At 73.1% G+C, this 20026-nt stretch carries 16 protein-coding genes; 10 read left to right on the top strand and 6 right to left on the bottom strand.

Going from position 1 to position 20026, the window contains the following annotated elements:
- The first annotated feature begins 173 nt into the window (after positions 1 to 173).
- Both WMF39_RS01715 and WMF39_RS01710 read left to right on the top strand, forming a co-directional pair.
- Complete coding sequence (locus tag WMF39_RS01715; protein WP_437743815.1) at positions 174 to 1271, top strand: FHA domain-containing protein; 1098 nt, start codon at positions 174 to 176, stop codon at positions 1269 to 1271.
- A 90-nt stretch (positions 1272 to 1361) separates the two neighbouring features.
- Complete coding sequence (locus WMF39_RS01710) at positions 1362 to 1760, top strand: (deoxy)nucleoside triphosphate pyrophosphohydrolase (protein ID WP_012232930.1); 399 nt, start codon at positions 1362 to 1364, stop codon at positions 1758 to 1760.
- 13 nt (positions 1761 to 1773) lie between these two features.
- Here WMF39_RS01710 and WMF39_RS01705 read toward each other — a convergent pair whose 3' ends face one another.
- The 3 genes from WMF39_RS01705 to WMF39_RS01695 all read right to left on the bottom strand — a co-directional run bounded on the left by WMF39_RS01705 (position 1774) and on the right by WMF39_RS01695 (position 4483).
- Positions 1774 to 2844: a FecCD family ABC transporter permease gene (locus WMF39_RS01705; RefSeq protein ID WP_437743814.1), complete on the bottom strand. Its 1071-nt coding sequence runs from the start codon at positions 2842 to 2844 to the stop codon at positions 1774 to 1776.
- Positions 2841 to 3740: a type III pantothenate kinase gene (locus WMF39_RS01700; protein ID WP_437743813.1), complete on the bottom strand. Its 900-nt coding sequence runs from the start codon at positions 3738 to 3740 to the stop codon at positions 2841 to 2843. The genes WMF39_RS01705 and WMF39_RS01700 overlap by 4 nt, the downstream gene beginning before the upstream one ends.
- A 101-nt stretch (positions 3741 to 3841) precedes the next feature.
- A complete protein-coding gene (locus WMF39_RS01695; RefSeq protein WP_437743812.1) occupies positions 3842 to 4483 on the bottom strand; it encodes an O-methyltransferase in 642 nt (213 codons plus the stop codon).
- A gap of 93 nt (positions 4484 to 4576) precedes the next feature.
- On the opposite strand from WMF39_RS01695, the gene WMF39_RS01690 reads away from it, so the two are divergent.
- On the top strand, positions 4577 to 5311 hold the full coding sequence (locus WMF39_RS01690) for a hypothetical protein (RefSeq protein ID WP_437743811.1): 735 nt from the start codon (positions 4577 to 4579) through the stop codon (positions 5309 to 5311).
- Complete coding sequence (locus tag WMF39_RS01685) at positions 5224 to 5826, top strand: hypothetical protein (RefSeq protein ID WP_437743810.1); 603 nt, start codon at positions 5224 to 5226, stop codon at positions 5824 to 5826. Before WMF39_RS01690 ends, WMF39_RS01685 begins: the two co-directional genes overlap by 88 nt.
- Before the next feature lie 34 nt (positions 5827 to 5860).
- Here WMF39_RS01685 and WMF39_RS01680 read toward each other — a convergent pair whose 3' ends face one another.
- Positions 5861 to 6751, bottom strand: coding sequence for an SDR family oxidoreductase (locus WMF39_RS01680; RefSeq protein ID WP_437743809.1), 891 nt, complete (start codon positions 6749 to 6751; stop codon positions 5861 to 5863).
- 395 nt (positions 6752 to 7146) lie between these two features.
- Here WMF39_RS01680 and WMF39_RS01675 point away from each other — a divergent pair, with 395 nt between their 5' ends.
- Together WMF39_RS01675 and WMF39_RS01670 are read left to right on the top strand one after the other, a co-directional pair.
- On the top strand, positions 7147 to 7725 hold the full coding sequence (locus tag WMF39_RS01675) for a protoglobin family protein (protein WP_437743808.1): 579 nt from the start codon (positions 7147 to 7149) through the stop codon (positions 7723 to 7725).
- A gap of 263 nt (positions 7726 to 7988) precedes the next feature.
- Positions 7989 to 9347, top strand: a complete 1359-nt coding sequence (locus WMF39_RS01670) for a hypothetical protein (protein WP_437743807.1) — start codon at positions 7989 to 7991, stop codon at positions 9345 to 9347.
- A gap of 21 nt (positions 9348 to 9368) precedes the next feature.
- Here WMF39_RS01670 and WMF39_RS01665 read toward each other — a convergent pair whose 3' ends face one another.
- Together WMF39_RS01665 and WMF39_RS01660 are read right to left on the bottom strand one after the other, a co-directional pair.
- Positions 9369 to 9584: a hypothetical protein gene (locus tag WMF39_RS01665; protein WP_437743806.1), complete on the bottom strand. Its 216-nt coding sequence runs from the start codon at positions 9582 to 9584 to the stop codon at positions 9369 to 9371.
- A gap of 394 nt (positions 9585 to 9978) precedes the next feature.
- Entirely contained in the window at positions 9979 to 13386 is a 3408-nt protein-coding gene (locus WMF39_RS01660; protein WP_437743805.1) for a DUF2126 domain-containing protein, read from the bottom strand.
- A 496-nt stretch (positions 13387 to 13882) separates the two neighbouring features.
- Here WMF39_RS01660 and WMF39_RS01655 point away from each other — a divergent pair, with 496 nt between their 5' ends.
- From WMF39_RS01655 to WMF39_RS01640, 4 genes are all read left to right on the top strand, one after another.
- A complete protein-coding gene (locus WMF39_RS01655; RefSeq protein ID WP_437743804.1) occupies positions 13883 to 15766 on the top strand; it encodes a serine/threonine protein kinase in 1884 nt (627 codons plus the stop codon).
- 10 nt (positions 15767 to 15776) lie between these two features.
- Positions 15777 to 16853: a hypothetical protein gene (locus WMF39_RS01650; protein ID WP_437743803.1), complete on the top strand. Its 1077-nt coding sequence runs from the start codon at positions 15777 to 15779 to the stop codon at positions 16851 to 16853.
- Positions 16854 to 17144: 291 nt separating this feature from the next.
- A complete protein-coding gene (locus WMF39_RS01645) occupies positions 17145 to 17294 on the top strand; it encodes a hypothetical protein (protein ID WP_437743802.1) in 150 nt (49 codons plus the stop codon).
- Between the two features lie 651 nt (positions 17295 to 17945).
- Entirely contained in the window at positions 17946 to 20009 is a 2064-nt protein-coding gene (locus WMF39_RS01640) for an RCC1 domain-containing protein (RefSeq protein WP_437743801.1), read from the top strand.
- Positions 20010 to 20026 lie beyond the last annotated feature (17 nt).

Below are 20026 nucleotides of genomic sequence, written 5' to 3'. Positions count from 1 at the left end.
GCCGCGATTTGCCGGGCGGAATCGCCCCAGCGAACGGGCGGGCGGCGGCGCGCGACCCCCCGCTCGAGGGGCGGAGGAGCGACAGACAGTCGACAGAGGGCCGCCGCGGCGAATATGCTCCCGCCGCCGTTCGCCCTGGGACCCAGTCCGGTCGCTCGTTGTGAGGAGGCGTGGTGATCACCTGCCCGAAGTGCTCCAAGGAAAATCAGGACCATTACAAGTTCTGCCTCGGCTGCGGCGCCGAGCTACCTCGCGACGTTTCGCCCAAGAAGTTCGCGGCAGGCACCCCGCCCCACGGTGTGCCGGCAGCGACGCGGGCGAAGGATTACGGCGATGAGCCGACCGCCATCGGCACGGGCGCCCAGAAGGGCCCGGCGGTCGCGCCCCCGCCGCCCGCGCTCGTCGATCCCGCGGCGTTCATCGCCCCGGCCCGCGGGGAGGACACCGGCGCCAGCAAGAAGGCCGCAGCGGCCGCGCCCGCGACGCCGGCGGCGGCCGGCGCAGGGACGGTCGTCTGTCCCCAGTGCCAGGAGCCCAACCCGCCGTCGAACAAGTTCTGCGCGCTGTGCGGCTTCAAGCTCGTCAAGCCGGCGGGCCAGGCCGCGCAGCCCTCCACGCCGGTCATCTCCACGTCGGGCGCCGCGAACGTCGTGCTGACGGCGCTCCGGGCGGACGGCACCGAGGCCGGCTCGTACACGCTGCCCACGAACCCCACGCTGGTCGGGCGCGACTCGGGCACGATCTTCGGCGGCGACAGCTACCTCTCGCCGCGCCACGCGACGTTCTCGATCAAGGGCGGGCGGCTCTTCGTCAAGGACGAGGGCTCGCTGAACGGCGTCTACCGCAGGCTGCGCAGGGACACGCCGGTGCAGCTCGACAACGGCGACGTCTTCCGCATCGGCCAGGAGATCGTCCGCGTCGAGCCGCTCTCCCCGGCGCCCACGACCCCCGACGGCGTCGAGCGCCTCGGCAGCCCCTCGAAGGGCTACGTCGCGCGGCTCGCCCTCATCATCGGCAGGGACGCGACCGGCAACGCGTTCCCGGTCCCCGACACCGGCCTGCACCTCGGGCGCGAGCGCGGCGACATCCTCTTCCCCGAGGACGGCTACGTCTCCGGGCTCCACTGCCAGATCTCGCTCCAGGGCGGCCGGCTGTTCCTCACGGACCTCGGCAGCTCGAACGGCACCTTCCTCCGCGTCCTCGGCGAGACCGAGATCACGGGCGGCGACATCCTGCTCATGGGTCAGCAACTGTTCCGCATCAACGTCTGAGCGCGCGCCAGCGGCGCCCCGAGGACGCGACCGTCCCGCTCGCACAACCCGACGCCCCATCGTACGCTCAGCAGCCCTGAGGCACTCGCCATGGAAATGGTCCGCACCATCCGCGTGGTCGCCGCCGTGATTGAACAGGACGGCCGGTACCTGATCACCCAGCGCCGGCCGACCGCCGTGCTCCCGATGCTCTGGGAGTTCCCCGGGGGACGCGTGGAGGAGACCGAGACGGACGCGGCCGCGCTGAAGCGCGAGGTCCGCCACCGGCTCGACGTCGAGATCGAGGTGGGCCAGCTGATCTCGTTCGTGAGCCACCCCTACGAGCGCTACGTCGTCGACCTGTACCTCTACGAGTGCCACATCAAGAGCGGTGAGCTCGCGTCGCTGGCCGTGAACGCGTTCCGGTGGGTCACGAGCGCCGAGTTCGATCGCTACCCGTTCACGCCGGCGGACGAGGCCAGCATGAACAAGCTCCTCGGCATGACCTGACGCGCCCGCGCCCTCACAGGCGCGGCGAGCGCCGCAGCAGCACGAGGAACATCGGCCCGCCGAGCACCGCGGTCACCGCGCCCACGGGCGGCTCCGTGCCGAGCCACCGGAACAGGAGCCGCGCGACGAGGTCGCACGTGGTGAGCAAGACCGCGCCGGCCACGAGCGACAGCGGCAGGAGCCGCCGGTGATCCGCGCCGCAGAGCCGGCGGACCGCGTGCGGGACGATCAGCCCGACGAAGCCGATGAGGCCGGTGCGGCTGACGATGGCGCCGACGATGCACGAGGACGCGAGGAAGACCCGGCGCTCGACGGCGCGGACGTCGACGCCCAGGGTCCCTGCCGACTCGTCGCCGAGCGAGAGGAGGTTCAGCCGCGCGGCGTCGGCGAGGAGCACGGCGCAGCCGGCGGCGACGTAGGCGGCGACGCCGAGGAGGGCCGAGGTCGTGGGCAGCTCGACGAAGCCGATGAGCCACCGGAGCAGCTGCTGGGCGCGCGACGGGGAGACGAGCGTCTTGAGGAAGGAGATGAGGCCCGCCGCGATGGAGTTCACGATGACGCCGGCGAGGAGCATCGAGGCGCCGGAGGTGCCCTCGGCCGCGCCGCGCGCGATGGCGTAGACGAGCACCGTCGCGACGAGGCCGCCGGCGAGCGCCGCCGCGGGCAGGAGCGTGGCGCCGAGGACGGTCGTCGCGCCGATGCCGAGCGCGATCGCGACCGCGGCGCCGAGCGCGGAGCCGCCGGAGACGCCCAGCACGTACGGCTCGGCCAGCGGGTTCCTGAGCAGCGCCTGGAACGCGGCGCCCACGGCCGCGAGGCCGGCGCCGGAGATGGCCGCGAGGAGCACGCGCGGCAGGCGCACGTCGATGAGGAGGGTCCGGTCGAGGCCGGGCTCGGCGACGGCGCGCGCGATCGAGACGGGCTCGGCGCCGAGGAGGACGGCGAGGACGAGCGAGAGCACGAGCGCGGCGGGCGCCGCGGCGAGGACGAGCGCGCGGTGAAGGCCCCGGCTGGACGCCGGCGGCGCCGGGAGGGAGGGCGCGCTCGCTCGGCGCGGGGCGCGGACGGATACGGGCGACGTCAATCCTGGCCGCCTCCGCGCGCCGCGGGCGGCAGGGTGGCGGGCCCGCTGTTGCGCTCGGCGTTCCGCTCGTAGATGAGGCGCAGCCCGGTGAGCGTCAGGTCGTCGTCGACCCCCTCGATGGTCTCGGTCTGCGGCGCGATGAGCCGCGCCAGGCCGCCCGTGGCGATGACCCGGCACGGGTAGCCGAGCTCCCGCCGGAGGCGGCCCACGAGCCCGTCGACGAGCCCCGCGTAGCCGTACACGATGCCCGACTGCATCGAGTGGACGGGGTTGCGGCCGACGACCCGGGGCGGGAGCGCGATCTCGACGCGGGACAGCCGCGCGGCGCGGGAGAAGAGCGCCTCGGCGCTGATCTGGATGCCCGGCGCGATGACGCCGCCCAGGTACTCTCCCTTCGGGGTCACGCAGTCGAACGTCGTCGCCGTGCCGAAATCGACGACGATGACGCCGGCGGCGGCGTGATCCCCCCGGTCGGGCTCGGCCGCGTGCGCTCGCGCCGGCGCGGCGCGGGGCGCGGGTTCGGGCTGCCGCCGCACCCACTCGTGCGCCGCGACCGCGTTGACGATCCGGTCGGCGCCGACCTCGCGCGGGTTCTCGTAGAGGATGGCCATGCCGGTCTTGATGCCAGGCCCCACGACGAGCGGCTCGATCCCGAACGCCCGCTCGACGAGCCCCACCATCGTGTCGGTCAGCGTCGGCACGACGCTCGCGACGATCGCGCTGTCGATGCGGGCGAGGTCGACGCGGCGGAGGTCGAGCATCTGCCGGACGAGCACGGCGTACTCGTCCGAGGTGCGGGAGCGCGCGCTCTCGCAGCGGAGGTGGTGCTGGAGCACCTCGCCCTCCAGCACCCCGAAGCTGATGTTGGTGTTCCCGACGTCGATGGCGAGCAGCATGCTGGCCCGACTCTAGCGCCGCGCGCCCGGGATCCGGCCAGGATTTCGGACGCGCCACCGGCGCTCGCGGCGCGCTGCCGCACGCCCGCCGCGCCCGACCTTCAGCGCTTGCGCGCGAGCGTCACCCCGTCGCGCACGGTGAGCATGACCTTCTCGACCCGGGGATCGCGGAAGACGAGATCGTTGAAGGCGGCGATGGCGCGGCCGTCCGCGCTCTCGGGGGCGAGGACCTCGCCGCTCCAGAGGGTGTTGTCGGCGACGATCAGCCCGCCGCGGCGGCAGCGCGGGAGGACCTCCTCGTAGTAGGCCGGATACCGCTCCTTGTCGGCGTCGATGAACACGAGATCGAAGGCAGGGCTCGCCGGCATGGCGCGGAGGGTGGCGAGCGCGTCGCCGAGCGCGATCCGGATCTTCCCGCCGTGCTCGCTGCGGTCGAAGAACGATCGGGCGATGCGGGCCACCTCGGGGTCGCGATCGCACGTGATGAGCTCGCCGTCCGGCGGGAGCGCCTCGGCCATGCTGAGCGCCGAGTAGCCGGTGAACGTCCCGATCTCGAGCACCCGGCGCGCCTGCATGAGCGCGACCAGCATCCTGAGCAGGGAGCCTTCGACCCGCCCGACCTGCATGACCGCCCTCGGCTCGTGGGCCAGGGTGAACTCGCGCAGCTCATCGAGGAGCGCGGGCGGCGGCTCGGAGTGGTCGTGAACGTAGCGATCCAGCTCTGGATTGACGATAGCGATCATGGCGAGGTTCCTCGGCGAGGCACCGTAGCATCGGTGCGCGCTCCCTCCTCACCTCACCTTGAGCCGCCGGCGGCCTTCGCGGTAGCGTCGGCCATGGCCTTCTCTTCCTGGAAAACGTGCGCCGCAGCGGCGCTCCTGGCCGCGGCCTGCAGCTCGACGGACGGCAGCCCCGGGGCGGGCGGCGCTGGCAGCGCCGGCACGGGCGGCTCCGGCGGGGGCACGGGCGGCTCCGGCATGGGCGGCGCCGGCATGGGCGGCGCCGGCGGGGGCGCGGGCGGCGCCGGCGGCTCCGGTGGCGCCGGCGCCGGCGTGGCGAGCTCCACGGCGGCCGGCGGCGGCGCGGGGGGAGAGGCGGTCTACGACTGCGCGTCGCTCGGCGATCCGTGCACGACCTGCCTCGCCCTGCGCTGCCAGGAGAGCTATTGCGCGTGCCAGCGGAGCGCGGAGTGCGCCGCGCTGGGCAACTGCCTCCTCGGCTGCGCCGCGGAGGACGTGGCTTGCGAGCAGGCGTGCCTGACGGCGCACCGGGCGGGCATCTCGGGCATCTTCCTCGAGGGCGGCTGCGCGTCCGAGCGGTGCAGCGCGCAATGCCCATCGCGAGACGCGCTGTCCCCTTGCGCGTCCTGCCGGTTGACAGGGTGCGCAGCCGAGATGAACGCGTGTGTCGCCGAGCCGTCGTGCAGGGCAATGCTCGCGTGCGTGGATGCGTGCCGTGCGGACGGAGATGGCTGCCTGGAGGTGTGCTCGGCGATGCACGCGGACGGCGTGCAGGCTGCCGGGGCGGTCTTCGCATGCGAAGAGGCGCGGTGCGGGGCGGATTGCGAGTGACCGGTGAGCCGCCGCGGGCCGCCATGCCGCGCGGCGTCGCCGGGGTCGACGCCCTGGGCGAACAGGCATACCCTTCCGTCGTGGCCTTCCTCGGATTGCGCGAGATCGAGCGGGACCCGTACACGGTCGTCCATCACGACCCCGCTCAGCAGCTCGTGTTCATCAAGCGATATTCGCTGAACTATCCGAGCATCGCGGCGATCGAGCTGAGCTTCGAGCGCATTGATCGGTCGCTCGAGGCGATCGCCAGGCGGCGCACGCTCCTGCTCGTCGACGCCCGCGACGCACCGCTGCGCAACGACGACGGATTCGAGAATGCGTTCGCGCACTGTCACACGAAGCTGACGCAAGGTTTCAAGAAGACCGCGGTCCTCCTGAAGAGCGCGACCGGTGTGCTCCAGCTCGTCCGGCTTTCGAAGGGCTATGAAAAACCGATGGGCATTTTCACCCGCCCCGAGGACGCGCTCCACCACCTCGGCGTCAGCGTCGACCTGAAGCAGCTCACCGATCCCTGACGCGCCCCGCCGCCCCGGAGCGGGGCTCACCCGCTCAAGAGAGCGGTTTGCCGCCGGTTACGCCGAGGACCTCGCCGTTGACGTAGCTCGCCTCGTTCGAGGCAAGGAACACGAACGCCGGGGCGAGCTCGGCCGGCTGCGCCGGGCGCTCCATTGGATGATTCTTGCCGAAGGTGGCCACCTTCTCCTTGTCGAACGATTGCTGGATGAGCGGCGTCCACACGGGCCCGGGCGCCACGACGTTGACGCGGATGCCACGCTCGATGAGGTCCTGCGCCAGGCCCTTGCTGAAGGTGACGATCGCCCCCTTCGTGGACGCGTAATCGAGGATCTGCGGGCTCGGCTGGTACGCCTGGATCGAGGCGACATTGATGATCGAGCCGCCTTCCTTCATGTGCGGCAGCGCGTACCGGATCATGTGGAACATGGCCAGGATGTTGACGCGGAAGGTGCGCTCGAGGCGCGCTGCGTCGATGTCCTCGAACCGCTCGACGGCCTTGCCCTGCTCCGCCGCGTTGTTCACCAGGACATCGATGCGCCCGAATTTACGCGCCACCTCCTCGACCACCTTCCGGCAATGGGCCTCGTCGGCCAGGTCGCCGGGTAGCGTGAGCGCCTCGCGCCCGGCCTCCTTGATGACCCGCGCCGTCTCCTTCGCGTCCTCGTGCTCGCTCAGGTAGGAGATCGCCACGTGGGCCCCCTCGCGGGCGAACGCGAGCGCGACGGCGCGGCCGATCCCGCTGTCCCCTCCGGTGATCAGCGCAATGCGGTCCTTCAGCCTGCCGAGCCCCTTGTACGACGACTCGCCGTAATCGGGCCTCGGCTCCATCTTGGCTTCGATTCCGGGACGCTCCTGTGTCTTGCCCTCGAAAGGCGGCTTCGGGCCCGCGCCTTTCGGATCCGCTGTCGGTCCAGTGTTCTGCATAACCTCCTCCTGACGCTGCGCTGAGAGGCCGAACGCGCTCCCACCGAACCCTGGCCATAAGGGCGGCGGCGCAGCCCAGCCATCGGTGGCCGCCTGCTCTCCGGATCGGAGCTCCCCCTACCTACACCGGCGCGGCGACCAGCGAGCGGCGCGCGCCGTCGGATCCCCGCCGGGCGCTCCCGAGCGGACACGGCGGCAGACATCTCTGGGCGATCGACGTGGATGGACGTGATGGACGTGATCGACGTGATCGAGCAGACGGCGCGCGCCCCTGTCGCGCGGTACCGCCGCGGCCTGTCACCTCAAGGCTTGACAGGCGACAGCTGGTCCGGTGTCTTCACCCTGCGTTGTCTCGCGGCACGCCGCCGGCGAAGACGCGGAGGAGAACCGTCGTGATGAAACACGTCGACGAGAGCCGTCTGGAGTCAGATCTCGAGTATCGGTTCGGGTACCTCATCGAGTTTGTCGGCTTCGGCGAGGCGGACATCGCGGCGATCCACGGCGCCGCGCCGCACCTCGCCCCGCGGGTCGAGGCGCTCGTCGACGCGGTGTACGAGAAGCTGTTCCTCTACGACGCAACGAAGCGCCACTTCGTGCCGAAGCAGCATGGCTACGAGGGGGCGCCCCCGGCCGACCTCGCGTCGCTCACGCTGGACCACGAGCAGATCAAGTTCCGCAAGCAGCACCTCTCAACCTACCTCGTCCGGCTCGTGACCCACCCGTATGATCCGAAGATGGTCGCCTACCTCGACATGGTGGGGAAGATCCACACCGCGAAGGCCGGCAATCCCGAGGTCGTCGTCCCGCTCGTGCAGATGAACGCGCTCATGGGCTTCGTGTCGGACGCCCTGCTCCAGACCATCCTGTCGCTGGGCCTCGACCGGGAAGCCGAGGTGCGCACCCTCCGCGCGTTCAACAAGCTGCTCTGGCTCCAGAACGACCTCCTCGCGCGCCACCACCTCTCGGCGGCCTGATTCCCTCCCCCTCCGGCCATGCGTCGCCCGCCGGGACGGACCGCAGCGGCGGGCTGCGCGCCGGCATCCCGGGGGCGGCGGCGCGTCGAGCGGACGGCCCATTGCGCAATCGCGCGACCGTTTGCGCAAGCGCACAACGGCGCGCGCTGCGCCGCCCCGCCGCGCGCGCCACGCGCGGGCGGGGGCGCCTTCGGATCGCCTGGATCGGCCGGGAACGCCGCGACGAGGAGCCCGGCACATGCGGTGCTATGCGCCCGCCCACCATGAACCGATTCTTCGATGGCATCGCTCTTCTCGTGGGGCTGTCCGTCATCCCGACGATCGCCGGCTGCAGCGACGAGCCATCCGAGGAGGAGCGCCGCTTCGCCCGGCTCGCGAAGCGCGCCGAGCAGGTGCGCGAGCTGTCGTTCCGCCACGTCGTGCCGGTCGTCACGATCACGCGGGACGAGTTCGAGGCGGACCAGGAGGCGGCCGCGGCCGCCGCCGAGGAGGACGATCTCGCGGAGATGGCCGCGACCTACGGCCGGCTCGGCTACTTCGCCGTCGACGCGGACCTTCGGGAGACGCTGGCTCGCTCGGGGGACTGGGCCGCTGCGTGGTACTCTCCCGAGAGCAACGGCATCGTGCTCATCGGCGAGGTGGACGACTCTGTTCTCATCCACGAGTATGTGCACGGGCTCCAGGATCAGCATTTCGACCTGGCGCCGGACCAGGACGACGCGCTGACGAGCGACGCGTTCCTCGCGCAGCGGGCGGTCACCGAGGGCGACGCGACGCTCGCGGAGGGGCGCTTCATCATGCAGGAGCACCTCGACGCCGATCTGCACCTCGTGGACTGGGGCCCGCTCCTGTCCTCGGTGCATGCGCGCCGGGAGGAGCTCCTCGCCGGCAGCGAGCTCCCCCTCTTGTTCATGGCGTATCCATCGTTCGCTTACAGCTTCGGGCTCGAGTACTGCGCCCACAACCTGACCGGCGCGAGCGCGGTGACGCCCGTCATCGACAGGCTCCCGCCGTTCGACTGGTCGAGCGAGGACGCGCTCTTCACGACGCGGGCGCCCGCGAGCACCCAGCAAATCCTCACCCTTGACGCCCAGGACCCCGAGGTCGGCATCGGCCTGGACGAGATCCCGTCCACGCTCGACGACCGGCTCGAGCGGCTCGACTGGGACACCCTCGGTGAGTGGCTCACCTACCTGCTCCTGCGCCCGCTCGAGGGCGCGCCCGATCTCGGCGACATGCGCGCCCTGGCCGCGGCCTGGGACGGCGATCGCGCCCTGTTCGTGCGCGATCGGAAGACGGACGCGATCGGCACGGCGTGGGCGTCGGCGTGGGACGACGCCGGCGCCGCGGCGGGCGTCGAGGCCGCGCTGTGGCAGCTCTACGACGGCTCGCCGATCGCCGGCGACGAGCCGCGGCTCGGGCGCGCCGGCGACGGCGAGCTCATCTGGATCGAGCGCAGGGAAGAGCGCGTGGTCGCCCTCAAGAACGTCGACGAGGCGCTCATGCCCTCGCTCGCCGAGGCCGCCTTTCCCTCCGGGATCCGGCCGATGCGCCACATGATCCGGACGCACCCGCCGCTCGCGGCCAGGCTCTCGCGGCGCCTGGCCGGGCGACATCACTGAACCAGCGACGGCGCGGCGCGCTCAGATGCAGAGCGAGTCGCAATCGTGATCTTCTTCGCACGCCGCGACGCAATCGCCGTCGTCGTCGCACGCCGCGATGCAATCGTCTCGATCCGTCGAACACGCCGTGATGCAGTCGTCCTCGCCTTCGTCCTTGTCGTCGTCCGAGTCGACGAAACAGCCGGCGGCCAGGGGAATCGTGGAGACCAAGAGCACTGCGAGCACCTTGCGCAACATGGGTTGTCCTCCTTCGTGGTGTACTGTCCGCATGCGATGCAGGGGACATCGAACACTCAAGCAGGGGGCGTACCAATCGCTGTTCTGACGCGACTCACCCGTCGGGCCGCAGATTCCAGAGCCGTTATGCCGCGCAAAGCGAGCTCGGCGCCGGAGCTCCGGGTCACCCGAGCGCCCCGGCCGGCGGACGTGGGGTATCCCGCGAGAAGGCAAATCGCCACAGCGGAGGAGGCCATGGCGGCGCTCGGCGCGATGGGCGCCGGGATTTCCCGCGCGGCGCGCGGGGCGTGCGCGCTGGGTCAAAGTGTCACACCCGGCTCGACCGTGAGCCCCGGACCTCCGTCCAGGTGAGCCTCCGGCCGCGCAGGGTCTCACCGGAGCGCGGCCCCGCAGCTCACCCCTCGTCCTCGGCCTTCTGCGGCTTGGGCGGCGGCCGGTCCACGGCGTAGCGCCGCAGATCCAGCGTGTAGGGCGCGTCCCCGTGCGCGATCGCCTGCTTCGCGGTCACCGGCCAGGGAGTCGGCCCCTCGATCGTGAACCGCTGCGCGCGCCGCGCCGACGCCTCGAACCGCGTGAGCGGCGCGCCGTCGAAGGCGCGGCCCTCGGGGTGCCACACGTGATAGGCGCACGCGCCGATCGAGCGCTTGCCCCACGTGTCCAGGATGTCGATGTGGACCGGGTGGTGGATGCCGATGTGCGCGTGCAGGCTGTGCGGCGGCGCCCAGGCGCGGAACCGCACGCCGCCCACGTGCTCGCCCGCCGTCCCCGTCGGCCGGAGCGGCAGCACGTGGCCGTTCACGAGCACCGTGTGGCGCTCCGGCGTGAGCCCCTGCACGCGCACCTCGATGCGCTCCATCGACGAGTCCACGTAGCGCGACGTGCCCGTCGTCGTCAGCTCCTCGCCGAGCACGTTCCATGGCTCGATCGCGTTGCGCACCTCCAGCACCACGTCGCCGGCGTGCAGCGTGCCCACCACCGGGCAGCGCAGCTCGATGAACGGCCGGTACGCGTCCGCGGGCAGGGCGAGCCCGCGCTGCTTCAGGTGATCGAGCACGTCCTCGAAGTCGCGCCACAGGTAGTACGGCAGGAGGAAGCGGTCGTGCAGCGCCTGACCCCAGCGCACGAGCCGGCCCGTGTACGGCTCCTCGGCGAACGAGGCGAGGAGCGTGCGGACGAGGAGCGCCTGGGCGACCGCCATCCGGAAGTGCGGCGGCATCTCGAAGGCGCGCAGCTCGATGAGCCCCTGCCGGCCGTGCGCCGTCTGCGGATCGAACAGCTTGTCGATGCTCACCTCGGCGCGGTGCGTGTTGCCCGTCATGTCCACGAGCAGGTGGCGGAACAGGAGGTCCGAGAGCCACGCCGGCTCGTTCTGCCGGCGCTCGAACGCGCGCGAGAGCGCGATCTCCAGCTCGTAGAGGTTCTCGTGGCGCGCCTCGTCCACGCGCGGCGCCTGCGACGTCGGGCCGACGAAGAGGCCGGCGAACATGTACGAGAGCGACGGGTGGTGCTGGTTGAACGTGAGCAGGCTGGCCAGGAGATCCGGCCGGCGCAGGAAGGGGCTCGAGAGCGGCGTCGGGCCGCCGAACGTGAGGTGATGGCCGCCCCCGCTCCCCGCCATGCGCCCGTCGACCAGGTATTTTTCGCAGTGCAGGCCGGTGTGGAGCGACGCGTCGAACACCGTCTCGAGGAGCGACGCGTACGCGCGCACCCCGTCGGAGGGCGGCAGGTTCACCTCGAGCACGCCCGGGTCCGGCGTCACCGAGAAACGAAGCACGTTGGCGCCGGCCGGGGGCGGGTACCCCTCGAGCAGCACGTCGATGCCCGTCTCCTGCCGGGTCGCGTCGATCGCGGCGATGAGCTCGAAGAAGTCGGCCGGCGAGAGGAGCGGCGGCAGGAAGACATGGACGATGCCGTCGCGCGTCTCGACGCAGAGCGCCGTGCGCACGCCGTAGCCCGATCGCCCCGCGGCGGGCGCGGCGCGCTGGGCGCGCTTGTCCTCGGGGGCGTGCCGCTGGGCCGCGCGCGCGCGCGCCGTCTCGGCGTGCTCCGGGTCGCCGTCGCCGTCCAGGAGCTGGACGCGGCGCTGTCTCTCTTCCCCCTCGTCGGCCTCGATCTCGCCGCGCCGCGGGTCCTGCGGCGACACGAGCTCCTCGATCGGCGGCGGCGGGGCCACCGCGACGAGCGAGCGGAGCGGGAGGCGCAGGCCGATGGAGCTGTCGCCCGGGAGCAGGAAGAGGTGCCCGCGCCGGAAGCCCCAGCGCTCGCTGATCCACGACCCCCACTGGCGCGCGAGGGGCAGGACGAAGCCGACCTCGCGCCCGAGCCCGCGATCGAGGACCCGCGCGAGGCGCCGCCGCTCCTCCGGGTCGTCGAGGTTCGCCTTGAGCGGGTCGACGTCGGTGGGCAGGCTCGCCTCGTCCTGGAGGTGGCGCCAGGGGTCCTCGAGGGCCGGCATCAGGAAGTCGGCCAGCCCGAGCCGGGTCGCGAGCGCGTCGGCGAACTTCCGCGAGAGCTCGACGCCGCGCCCGCGCGACGCGCTGGTCGCCGGATCGGCGTGGCGCGCCTGGGACATCTCGGTCCAGATCGGGACGCCGTCGCGCCGGCCGATGATCTCGAGCGCCCAGCGGGGCAGGCTCTCGCCGGGGTAGTGCTTGCCGGCGCGGAGCAGCAGGACGCCGCCCGGCGTGATCCGGCGCCGGAGCTCGTGCGCGAGCCGGAGCCCTTGCGACCACTTCGTCGGGCCGAGCGCGCCCTCGCACCACTCGGGCGCGTCCGGGTACTCGCGCGAGTTGAACGTCGGCTCGCCGCCCATCGTCAGGGAGAAGCCCGCGGCGGCGAGCCGCTCGTCCGCGCGATCCGCCACGGACAGGAGCTCCTGCCACACGGGCTCCTCGTAGGGCGTGGTGGGCCTCGGCTCGTGGCCGAGCCGCCCGACCTTCATCTCGAAGGTCACGTCGGTCGCGCGCGTGTCGCTCGTGCCCTCGACCGGCGCCGCGAGCGCGGGCGAGGCGGTGCAGGCGAGCGGGATGTGGCCTTCGCCGCAGAGCAGGCCGCTCGTCGCGTCGAGGCCGATCCAGCCTGCGCCCGGGAGGTAGACCTCGGCCCACGCGTGCAGGTCGACGACGTCGCGGCTCACGCCGCGCGGCTGGTCGGGGATCATCCCCTCGTCCGTGAGCTGCACGAGGTAGCCGCTCACGAAGCGCGCGGCGAGCCCGCGCGACCGGAGCGCCGCGATGAGCAGCACCGCCGAGTCGCGGCAGCTGCCGCGCCCTTGCGCGAGCGTCTCCTCCGGCGTCCAGATGCCGGCCTCCTCGCGGATGACGTACTTGATGCGCCGGTTCACGGCGGTGTTCAGCGCGACGAGGAGCGACACGGTGTCGCCCTTCGAGGGTAGCCCGGCGAGGAACTCGTCGAGCAGCGGACCGCGGGCGAACGAGGGGTCGGCGCTGTCGAGGAAGGGGGCCAGGTCCTGCTTGAGCTCGGCCGGATACGCGAACGGGACCTCCTTCGCGCGCTCGTCGAGGAAGAAGTCGAACGGGTTCACGGGGCGCACGCTGACCGCGAGCTCGACCAGGACGTCGAAGTGAGGGACGCGCTCGCCCGCGGGCAAGAGCACCCGCGCGACGTGGTTGCCATACGGGTCCTGCTGCCAGCGCGCCGCGATCGGCGGGTCGATCTTCAGGCTGTACGACTCGATCTTCGCCTTCGCGTGCGTCGCGGGCCGCAGCCGGATGAGCTGCGGGCCGAGCGAGGCGGGGCGGGGATAATTGTAACGGGTCCGGTGCTGGATGAGCAGGCGCACGGTGGTTTGTCTCCGGGGGTGGCCCTATCCAACCAGAAGTGCCCCCTTCCGTCTCGCCTTCCGTGACGCGCGTGAAGGGCGCTGCGAGATCGTTTCGAGGACGATTCGGCCAGGGATCGACGGCGTGGCGGCGCGTGGGCGCGAGCGTGCGGCGGGCGGGCGCGCGGGCATGCGGCGGGCGAGCGCGTCGCGGCGCGAGCGCGTGACGGTGCGTGAACGCGAGCGCGCCGCGGCGCGCGGACGCGATACCACGAGCGTCCGACGGCGATCGTGGCGCAACGCGACCGCACGGCGGCGCGAGCGTATGACGGAGCTACCGCACAGCGACGCGGCCTGGCGACGGCGCGAGCCGCGTGACGAGGCAACCGTGCGGCGGCACAAAAACAGCGTGCTGCGGCGCCGTTGGCGCCGTTCTGTCCGCCTCGCCACGCCGCGCCCCGACACCGGCGCCGCCCACGCTTGCCGTCCGAGGGCGAAGCGGTGATCATCGCCGGCAGTGTCGGGTTCGGAGACGAAACAGCCCTCGCTGCCCCCGGTCGAGCCGGGGACGGTGCTCGCCGGCAAGTACCGCGTGGAGCGGGTCATCGGCCAGGGCGGCATGGGTGTGGTCGTCGAGGCCCGCCACATCGTGCTCGACGAGCGGGTCGCCCTGAAGTTCCTGCTCCCCGCGTTCACCGAGCACCCGGAGGGGTCGGCCCGCTTCCTCCGCGAGGCGAAGGCCGGCATGAAGATCAAGAGCGAGCACGTCGCCCGTGTTTCGGACGTCGGCACGCTCGAGAACGGCGCTCCCTACATGGTCATGGAGTTCCTGATCGGGAGCGACCTGGCGCGCCTGCTCCGCGATCAAGGCGTGCTCGGCATCGAGGACGCGATCGATTACATCGCGCAGGGCAGCGAGGCGATCGTCGAGGCCCACGGGCTCGGCATCGTCCACCGCGATCTCAAGCCGGCGAACCTGTTCCTGACGGCGCGCGTCGACGGCTCGCCGCTCGTCAAGGTGCTCGACTTCGGCATCTCCAAGATGGCGACCGGCGCGGTCGACGTCCTGACGGGCACGGACGCGGCGCTGGGCTCGGCCCTGTACATGTCGCCGGAGCAGATGCGGCAGACGCGCTCGGTGGATCACCGGACGGACATCTATGCGCTCGGCGTCTCGCTCTACGAGCTGCTCGCCGGCAGGCAGCCGTACTTCGCGGAGACCCTGCCGCAGCTCTGCGCGGAGGTGCTGACAGGCACGCCGACGCCGCTGCGGGAGATCCGCCCCGACGTGCCCGCCGCGCTCGCGGCCGTGCTGGAGAAGGCGTACGCCCGCGAGCGCGAGCACCGGCATGCGTCGGTCGCCGAGCTCATCGTGTCGCTCGCGCCGTTCGCGCCCGCGCGCACGTACACGACCCTGGCCCGGATCGCGCGCATGGGCGGCCTGTCGCTGCACGCCGCGATCCCCGGCGGCCAGCGCGCGTCACAGCCGTCGTTCGCTGGGGTGGACTCGAGGATCCCTGGCCCGGCCGCTCGCGAGCCGTCGTGGCCGGGGCCCACCTCGCATCCCGCCTGGCAGCACGACACCGCGCAGCCGCGCCCGCCGACGCCGCTCCCCCACGGGACGCCGTTCTCGCAGGCGCCGTCGCCCGTCGCCCACGCCTCGACGCCTTACCCCCATCCATCGTCGCCGTTTTCGCACTCCCCGTCGCCGGGCAACGGCGCCTTCGGGCCTCGCCCTGCCGAGGACGGCAGGCCGAGCCCGATCCCGCCGAACGGCTTCCCGGCGCCCACGCCGCAGCAGCACATCGTCCCCGGTCCGTACAGCGCGCCGATGAGCTCCCGCGCCGCCGCGACCTTCGCGTCGTCGACCCACCTCGGGATCTCGTCGGACGGGCGCCGGATCCCTGGGCTATCGGTCTCCCCTTCCGCGATCCTCGCGATCGCGCTGATCTCCGCGACCCTCCTCCTGGGGCTCATCGTCGGCAGCGTCTACGTGCTCCGCCGGGGCGGCGCCGACGGGACGGAGGGCACGGCGGCGGCGCCGACGGTCGCCGTGAGCGCGACGGAGACCGCCGCGCCGGCGCCGGCGCCGACCCCCGAGCAGCCCGCGCCTGGCGCCGGGACGACGACGGCGGACGGGCCGACGATCCGACCGACAGGAGCGGCAGCCGACGCAGCGATCACGGCTGACGCAGCGGCGGCGAGCGCCTCCGCAGCCGCGAGCGCCCCCGCGCCGAACGCCGCGGCGGCCGCGAGCTCCCCCGCGGCGTCGCCGAGGACGGCGCCCACCGCCGCCCGGGGCGGCGCGCCTGCGGGGCGCACCACGCCGGCCGCCCGCCCGTCGCAAGCCACGACGACGCAGCGCCCTCCGAAGGGCATCGACCTGAACGATCCGCACTGAGCTCACAGCCATGATCCCCTCGACAGTCCATGCCCCCCGTGCGCTCCGTCGCGCCCGCCTCGCCCTCGCCGCGGTCGTGCTCGCCTCGGCCGCCCTGCTCGCGCCCTCGGGCGCCGCCGCGCAGGGCGCGGGCGGCGATCCGACGCTCGCCCAGACGTTGTTCGAGGAGGGGCGCCGCCTGATGGAGGCGAAGTCGTACGCGCAGGCGTGCCCCAAGCTGGCCGAGAGCCAGCGCCTGCGGCCCGGCACGGGGACGCTGCTCAACCTGGCCCTGTGCAACGAGGGGCTCGGCAAGACGGCGACGGCGTGGGGGCAGTTCAAGGAGGCGCTCTTCGCCTCGAAGAAGGAGGGCAACGCCGCGCGGGAGGCGTTCGCGCAGGAGCACATCGACGCCCTGGAGCCGAGGCTCTCGAAGATCCAGCTCAACGCGGAGAACACGCCCGGCCTTCTGGTCCGCGTCGACGGCGGCGACATCCCCGCGGCCGCGCTCGGCACGCCGATCCCGATCGATCCTGGGGCGCACGAGGTCGAGGCGACGGCGAGCGGCTACACGGTCTGGTCGACGACCGTCCAGGTCGGCGAGAGCGCCGATCTGAAGGCGATCGCCATCCCGAAGCTCCTGCCGGTGGCGCCCACGAGCAAGCCCGCCGGGCCGCAGGCGCCGCCGGCCGGCGGCACCGTCGGCGGCCGCAGCGGCGGGCGCGGCCTGCAGACCGCGGGCTTCGTGATCGGGGGCGCCGGCGTGGCGGTGCTCGGCGTCGGCGCGGTGTTCGGCATCCTCGCCGCGGGGCAAGCGAGCGACGCGGAAAAGGACGAAGCGCTCTGTCCGGAGAAGCGGTGTACGCCGGAAGGTCGCAAGGAGATCAACGCGGCGGAGACCAAGGCGCTCGTGTCCACGATCGGCGTCGGCGTGGGCGTCGCCGCGCTCGCCGCGGGGGCGGTCCTCGTGCTGACCTCGGGCCCATCGAGGGCGGAGGGCGCGAGCGCCGCGGGGGCACGGCAGGGCTCGCCGGCGCGGGCGCACGCGCGCATCGTGCCGCTCCTCGGCCCGGAGGGCGGCGGGGTCGGGGTGCTGGGCGCGTTCTAGTTCCGCCCGCCAGAAATCCGGCCAGGAATGGCCGGATTTCTGCGCCGCCTCGCGCGGGCGGCCCTAGCTTTGTTTCCTCGGGGCTCCGCCCCGAACCCCAGCGTCCGCTTCGCGGCCGCTCTAGTTCCGCGCGTCAGCAATCCCTGGCGGGACTGTCCCGCCGCGGCGAACCGTCGCGAACCGTCGCTTCCCCGGGGATTTGGGGAGGGCGTGACGACGGATCGCAGCCCCTCGGAAGGCGTGGGCCCAAGCCGGGCCCAAGCGTCAAGCCTCGGGCCTGGGGAGCTCGCCGTGACCGATCCGTCGCCTCGGGCGGCCGTGGTCGCCTCGCTCGCCAGCACCCTGAGCCGCGCCGTCGCCCTCGGGGACGAGGTGGGGGCCCGGGTCGTTCACGAGGCGCTCGGTCGGCTGCTCGGGCTGCGGGTGGCACCCGAACGGTGAGCAGGCCTGGGCCGAACACCGAGCCCGCCGCTCGCGTGGACTCCGCTGCCGGAGTCTTGCTGCTCGCCAGCGCCCGCGGGCTCTGCTGAGATCGCCCGCGCGCGGGCGCTCTGCGTTCTCGCGCGCCGACATATCGAGCGCGAGCCGGGTGCTCGGCGAGCGCCTCCGCCGCCGCGGCAGAGAGCGTCGCGGCCCGCCGCCCCCCGGCCCGCCGCTCCGCCATGGGCGATAGCCCGGCGGGTTGTCGAAAGTCGCGTCGAAAACGCGCCCTCACCGTGTGGCGTGCGGCGTGCGGTGTCGGCGCCGTGTGGCCAGCGCGGCTCGCACCACGGGCGTCGTCTACGAGCGCCGTCGCCCCGAGCCGTCTCGGGACGGAGAGATGGCTGCACCTCCTCGGAGAGATGGCCGAACCTCCTCGGGGAGATGGCTGCACGTCCTCGGGGAGATAGCCGCACCTCCTCGGAGGGATGGTTGCACCTCCTCGGGGAGATGGCGGATTGGTCCGAGTCTGCTCAAGTTGAGCAGACTCGGCGCAAGCAACACCTTGCTTGCCGGGCATCTTCCCCGGGATCTCACGCCTGTCCAGGAGGCCTCGAGCGCTGGCTCCCGTCTTGCTCTGTCCGCGCCCACCTGAACGGAGAGCGGAAATTCATGCGAACGTTGAAGATCCCGGCGGTGATGCTCGGCACCTGGCTGGCCGCGGCCAGCGCGGGTTGCGAGAACAGCGCCGAGGAGCCGAAGCCGGGGCCCACGGGCTCCAGCACCACGACGAGCAGCGGCGGTCACGGCGGCGAGGGCCAGGGCGGCGAGGGCGGCCAGGGCGGCGACGGCTCCGGGGGCGCGGGGCAGGGCGGCGACGGCGGGCAGGGCGGCGACGGCGGCCAGGGCGGCGAGGGCGGCCAGGGCGGCGACGGCGCCGGGGGCGCGGGGCAGGGCGGCGACGGCGGGCAGGGTGGCGCCGGCGGGCAGGGCGGCGCCGGCGGGCAGGGCGGCGATGGGGCCGGCGGGCATGGCGGGGGAGAGCCCAGCACGTTCTGCCAGCCCGGCGCCCTGGCGTCTTGCTACACCGGCCCGGCCGGCACCCAGGGCGTGGGCGCCTGCACGGCGGGCTTCATGATCTGCGACGCGCTGGGCTCGGGCTATGGCCCGTGCGCCGGCGAGGTCCTGCCCTCGGCCGAGGCGTGCGGCACGATCACCGACGACGATTGCGACGGGCAGGTCAACGAGGAGGACGCGGGGTGCGCCTGCGTCCCGGGATCGGCGCAGCCTTGTTATGGCGGCCCAGCGGGCACCGAGGGCGTGGGCGCCTGCCACGCGGGCACGCAGACCTGCAACGCGCTGGGAACGGGCTACGAGGCCTGCACGGGCGAGGTGCTGCCCTCGGTCGAGACGTGCACGAGCGCCGCGGACGACGATTGCGACGGGCAGGCCAACGAGGAGGGCGCGGGGTGCGTCTGCGTCCCGGGGTCGACCGTGCCGTGCTACCAGGGCCCCGCGGGGACCGAGGGCGTGGGCGTCTGCCACGCGGGCGTGCGCACCTGCAACGCGCAGGGCACGGGCTATGGCTGGTGCACCGGCCAGAGGGTGCCCGACGAGGTGGAGTGGTGCACGAGCCCCCAGGACGAGAACTGCGATGGGCTGGTGAACCCCGCCTGCGCGCCGGTGACGCTGGCGGCGGGGAGCGCGCACTCGCTCGCGGTGCGCTCCGACGGCACGATCTGGGGCTGGGGCGACAACGGCGATTACCAGGTCAGCGTCTACCGGAACGCCGGGGTCTATGGAGATCCGTTCTTCGTCCAGGAGCTGAGCGGCGTGACCGATGTCGCCGCGGGTTACGGGCACTCGCTGGCCCTGCTCGCGGACGGCACCGTCCGGGCCTGGGGCACCAACTACGGCGGCCAGCTCGGGACCACCACGACCATCCCCGATCTCGTCGTGGTGCCCGGCCTCGACCAGGTGATCGACGTGGCGGCAGGGCGATATCACTCGATGGCGCTGCGGTCGGACGGCACGGTCTGGACCTGGGGCGATAGCTCCAACGGCCAGCTCGGGGACGGCACCGTCGGCTGGCGCGCGACCCCGGCGCCCGTGCCCGGCCTGAGCAACGTCGTCGCCATCGCGGCGGGCGACCTCCACGCGCTGGCCGTGCTCGCCGACGGCACGGTGTGGGCCTGGGGCGAGGGATCGCAGGGGCAGCTCGGCGACGGCGCGTCGGCCGACAGCGCGGTCCCGGTGCAGGTCTCGGGGCTCGACGGGGCGATCGCGGTGGCCGCGGGGACCTGGCACTCGCTGGCGCTGCGCTCGGACGGCACCGTGCGGGCCTGGGGCGAGGGGTCCGAGGGCCAGCTCGGGCAGGGCGTGGCGGCCAACAGCGCGGTGCCGGTGCCCGTCGCGGGGCTCGACGCGGTGACCGCGATCGCCGCGGGGATGGGGCACTCGCTGGCGCTGCGGTCGGACGGCACCGCCCGGGCCTGGGGGAGCAACGGCAGCGGGCAGCTGGGCTACCCGGGCTATTCGTGGTCGCAGCCGCATCCCACCCCGGTGCCCGTGCTCCTCGACCAGATCACCGCCATCGCCGCGGGCGACATGCACACGCTGGCGCTGCGCGCCGACGGGACCCGCTGGGCCTGGGGCGACAACGACAGCGGGCAGCTCGGCTACCACTATGTAGGATCGTCCGTCGGGGTCCCGGTGGAGGTGTGGCCGCACTGGTGAGCGCGGTGCTGCCGAGC

The organism is Sorangium sp. So ce1504, from assembly GCF_051521635.1.
Lineage (GTDB): Bacteria > Myxococcota_A > Polyangia > Polyangiales > Polyangiaceae > Sorangium > Sorangium cellulosum_B.
The sequence above is the reverse complement of the archived record's forward strand: the minus strand, read 5'-3'. Positions and strand labels throughout refer to the sequence as shown.

Bases quoted from the DNA above. Each gene is read 5' to 3' on its own strand.
- WMF39_RS01710 (WP_012232930.1), top strand. From the start codon at position 1,362: ATGGAAATGGTCCGCACCATCCGCGTGGTCGCCGCCGTGATTGAACAG.
- WMF39_RS01700 (WP_437743813.1), bottom strand. From the start codon at position 3,740: ATGCTGCTCGCCATCGACGTCGGGAACACCAACATCAGCTTCGGGGTG.
- WMF39_RS01695 (WP_437743812.1), bottom strand. From the start codon at position 4,483: ATGATCGCTATCGTCAATCCAGAGCTGGATCGCTACGTTCACGACCAC.
- WMF39_RS01690 (WP_437743811.1), top strand. From the start codon at position 4,577: ATGGCCTTCTCTTCCTGGAAAACGTGCGCCGCAGCGGCGCTCCTGGCC.
- WMF39_RS01680 (WP_437743809.1), bottom strand. From the start codon at position 6,751: ATGCAGAACACTGGACCGACAGCGGATCCGAAAGGCGCGGGCCCGAAG.
- WMF39_RS01675 (WP_437743808.1), top strand. From the start codon at position 7,147: ATGAAACACGTCGACGAGAGCCGTCTGGAGTCAGATCTCGAGTATCGG.
- WMF39_RS01670 (WP_437743807.1), top strand. From the start codon at position 7,989: ATGAACCGATTCTTCGATGGCATCGCTCTTCTCGTGGGGCTGTCCGTC.
- WMF39_RS01665 (WP_437743806.1), bottom strand. From the start codon at position 9,584: ATGTTGCGCAAGGTGCTCGCAGTGCTCTTGGTCTCCACGATTCCCCTG.
- WMF39_RS01650 (WP_437743803.1), top strand. From the start codon at position 15,777: ATGATCCCCTCGACAGTCCATGCCCCCCGTGCGCTCCGTCGCGCCCGC.
- WMF39_RS01640 (WP_437743801.1), top strand. From the start codon at position 17,946: ATGCGAACGTTGAAGATCCCGGCGGTGATGCTCGGCACCTGGCTGGCC.